General features: G+C 30.6%; 4 protein-coding genes. All 4 read left to right on the top strand.

The window, feature by feature from the left end:
* Positions 1-183 (top strand): hypothetical protein (locus WKT01_RS13650; RefSeq protein WP_340312752.1); only part of this gene is annotated, 183 nt, incomplete at its 5' end.
* Positions 184-248: 65 nt separating this feature from the next.
* The gene (locus WKT01_RS13645; RefSeq protein ID WP_340312751.1) at positions 249-1,079 is read left to right on the top strand and encodes a hypothetical protein; all 831 of its coding nucleotides are present in this window, start codon (positions 249-251) and stop codon (positions 1,077-1,079) included.
* 37 nt (positions 1,080-1,116) lie between these two features.
* Positions 1,117-1,527 carry a hypothetical protein gene (locus WKT01_RS13640; protein WP_340312750.1) on the top strand — a complete coding sequence of 137 codons (411 nt, stop codon included), beginning with the start codon at positions 1,117-1,119 and terminating at the stop codon, positions 1,525-1,527.
* An 86-nt stretch (positions 1,528-1,613) separates the two neighbouring features.
* Positions 1,614-2,391, top strand: a 778-nt coding sequence (locus WKT01_RS13635) for a type II toxin-antitoxin system PemK/MazF family toxin (RefSeq protein ID WP_340312749.1), incomplete at its 3' end; no start/stop codon positions are given.

Genomic DNA, 2,391 nt, shown 5'->3' with positions numbered 1-2,391 from the left:
AATTTTCCCAACAGTGGAAATGAAATGGTGATAAAAAATGAAGATGGAAGTTATACTATCCTGATTAATGCAAAGCTGTCAGATCAGGGCAGAATTTCCGCCTACGAACATGCTTTAAAACATATAACAAATGAAGATTTTGAAAAAACAGATGTACAGGAAATTGAAGCGTCTGCACACTAATAATCAATATAGCTCCATATAAAAAAACGTTATTTATGCGAACTGACGTTTGTGTGGAGGTACGAATGAGTGTAAATAAGCTTATAAAATTTTATCAATTTCAAGCACAGCCCTCATTTTTAAACAATTTCGGTTCAAGGGCTACTTTCGATATACTTTGTGATTTTTTGAAACCGAGTAGCACTTATACAATAAATTATGAGAATGAAACTTATTGCATAGACATTATAGATGTTAAAGACTCGATTATCTTTGGTGCATGTTCAAGAGAAAATGCAGTAAAAATTACGAACTTTTGGCAAGTAAGGAATAATAAAACTCTTGAAAGAACTCCTTATACATCGGAGATGTCTGACAGCCACTTGGAAACATATACTTATTTTTTGATAGACACAAAGAAAAATCGTATGGCTACAATTATGCAAAAAAGTATTTCATCTCTTCACAATATTTTGATAGAATTTATATACAAAGAATCTAATAATATGTTGCAAATTTATATTGCTCCAGAGAAAATAAAAGATGTAAAAAAAGCTGCAAAAAACTTAAAGCAATCTAATTGGTTGAAATTACAGTTTGCAAAAGGGCGTTCTAAAGAAAATATTGCTCCTTTAGTTGAAACCTTAGGCGACTTCGAATATGAGTCTTACTCCGTAAACATAAAACTTTCGCAGAAAGATAATTCATTTATTGATCGAGTATTTTCAGTGTCACATGATAAAAAAGATGATTTTGCATCAATACAACTGATTGGAAAAAACGAATATGGATTGGATGAAACAATAAATTTCATAGAGTCTGTCTATACAAAAAATATGCCTTTTGAATTAACTGAGGATACCGCAACAAACATTGACTACATAGAACAGAGGCTTATAGAGGCTTTATCTCAATAGAAAATCTATGCCATTAGAACATATGGAGGTGATGGTTATGAAAAAAATAAAAAGTTATTTAAAATACTATTCTAACTTTGCTATGCCATCATTAATTTTTGCCATTTGTTTCATCCTATCAAAAAAATTCAACATTTTTAAGGTTAGTTCTGATAAAATTTCTACACTAATAGATGTTTCCGCTTCATTTATAGGTGTACTTCTTACCATATTGACTATATACTTAGCGGTCCCAAAAAATGAGCAAAAAAAAGAACGCTTACGTGCTTCTTACCATGAATATATATATTTGTCCAACATATTAACTGGAATCATATTATTTTTCTTATCAATTGTAATATGGATATTCTTGGATACAGCTATACTCTCAACATTATTTTTTCTCTCTGGGATAGCTAATATGGCAATTGCGACTTATTATACTTTTGTTTTGATAAAATTATTATAAAAACAAATCAAAATGGTTCGCACATTAAATGATTATTGGTATAACCGCCCCAGCGATTATATAAATACAAAGGAAGAGGGAAAGAGATGTCAAAAGAGTTTACAAAAGATGATGTTATACAAAACAAAAAAGAAGCTATAAAAGCATTAAACAGAATGTTAGAACATTTTATCAATGATTCTTCTGAAGAGCATTTGAAAAAAGCACATTTAATATCCTCGTGGATAAGAACTTATACTAACATGATTAATTTCGAGGAAAATTTCAATCCTACTCGAAATATATCATACAAAAGAGGGGATATTCTTTTTGTTGACTTTGGTTTTGGTGTTGGTAGCGAATTTGGCGGAAAACACTATGCCGTTGTTTTGGATAAACATAACTATCATAATGCTGCTTCTATAACTGTGGTTCCATTAAGCTCATTAAAGACGGGGAAAGCAATATATAAACGTGACATTTTTCTCGGAAATGAGTTGTACGAAAAGTTAGCGTTGAAATTACGCTCTAATTTGCAAGAATCTCGTAGACAGCTAGAAGAAAATCAACGATTACTTGGCACTTTAGAGAAAATTTTACATCTTTCTGATGCCGATCTCTCTGGAACAGGAATTTCTGAATTAGAAGATAAAATATCTCAAAATTCTGCAGATATGGATAAATATGTAACGGCACTTGAACAACTACGAGACGAAATTGTCTTATTAAAGACTGGAAGCATAGCAAAAATAGAACAGATTCGTACTATTAGCAAAATACGTATTTGCAATCCCAAAAATAAATGGCAACCTCTATACGGAATAAAATTTTCCAAAGAAACCATGAAAAAGATAAATGAAAAAATAAAAGAACTTTATATTTTCG

The sequence above is a fragment of the Mediterraneibacter sp. ICN-202921 genome (assembly GCF_037890075.1).
Classification (GTDB): Bacteria; Bacillota; Clostridia; order Lachnospirales; family Lachnospiraceae; genus Mediterraneibacter; species Mediterraneibacter massiliensis.
The sequence above is the reverse complement of the archived record's forward strand: the minus strand, read 5'-3'. Positions and strand labels throughout refer to the sequence as shown.

Coding starts and splice junctions, on each gene's coding strand:
- WKT01_RS13645 (WP_340312751.1), top strand. CDS start 249: ATGAGTGTAAATAAGCTTATAAAATTTTATCAATTTCAAGCACAGCCC.
- WKT01_RS13640 (WP_340312750.1), top strand. CDS start 1,117: ATGAAAAAAATAAAAAGTTATTTAAAATACTATTCTAACTTTGCTATG.